Below are 1,061 nucleotides of genomic sequence, written 5' to 3'. Positions count from 1 at the left end.
CGCCCGGTTACATTCCGAACCCGGAAGCTAAGCCTTTCAGCGCCGATGGTACTGCAGGGGGGACCCTGTGGGAGAGTAGGACGCCGCCGAACAATCTTTCAAGGACCCTTGGTCCCAGCGTTCATGCTGGGACCAAGGGTCCTTTTGTTTTCCCGAAGCGCGTCGTTAGGCCGACTGCGCGAGAATGTTTGCAGTACCCAAAGACAGGAGTCGTACCCATGTCCACCAACTCTCCCGACGAACGTCCGGATCGCGAGCCGCGTCGCCGGGACGGTGGCGACAGGGCCGGCTCCCGCGGCGGTCGTGACGACCGCTCCGCCGCCCCGCGCCGTGACAATGACCGCGGCGGTTTCCGTCGCGATGACAACCGCGGTGGTTCGAGCTCCGGTTCGGGCGGCGGTTTCCGTCGTGACGACCGTGGCGGTTCCGGCGCCGGCGGTGGCGGTGGGTTCCGCCGTGACGACAACCGCGGTGGCTCCGGTTCCGGTGGTGGCGGTTTCCGTCGTGACGACCGTGGCGGCTCTGGCGCCGGCGGTGGCGGTGGGTTCCGCCGTGACGACAACCGCGGTGGCTCCGGTTCCGGTGGTGGCGGTTTCCGTCGTGACGACCGTGGCGGTTCCGGCGCCGGCGGTGGCGGTGGCTTCCGCCGTGACGACCGTGGCGGTTCCAGCACCGGTGGCGGTGGCTTCCGTCGTGACGACAACCGCGGTGGTTCCGGCGCCGGTGGTGGCTTCCGTGGGCAGCGTGATGACCGTGCTCCGCGTCGTGATGACGACCGTGGCGGGCGCTCGGGCGGCTTCGAGCGCCGTGACGACCGCGGTGGTTCCAGCGCCGGTGGTAGCTTCCGCCGTGACGACAACCGTGGCGGTTCGGGTGGCGGTTTCCGCCGTGACGACCGTGGCGGCTCCAGCACCGGTGGTGGTGGGTTCCGTCGTGATGACAACCGCGGTGGCTCTGGCTCCGGTGGTGGCGGTTTCCGCCGTGACGACCGTGGCGGCTCCAGCACCGGTGGTGGTGGGTTCCGTCGTGATGACAACCGCGGTGGCTCTGGCTCCGGTGGT

1 rRNA gene and 1 pseudogene are annotated in these 1,061 nt (G+C 69.6%); one reads left to right on the top strand and one right to left on the bottom strand.

From position 1 onward, the window contains the following. Positions 1-92 (top strand): 5S ribosomal RNA (gene rrf / locus ACFYPN_RS33515); the annotation flags it as partial. Between the two features lie 6 nt (positions 93-98). On the opposite strand, the pseudogene ACFYPN_RS33510 reads toward rrf, so the two are convergent. Further along, positions 99-1,061 (bottom strand): annotated as a pseudogene (locus ACFYPN_RS33510) (hypothetical protein); the annotation flags it as partial.

The organism is Streptomyces sp. NPDC005576, assembly GCF_042871745.1.
In the GTDB taxonomy this organism is placed as follows: Bacteria; Actinomycetota; Actinomycetes; order Streptomycetales; family Streptomycetaceae; genus Streptomyces.
Note: the sequence above shows the minus strand (reverse complement) of the source record. Positions and strands in the feature narration are given on the sequence as shown.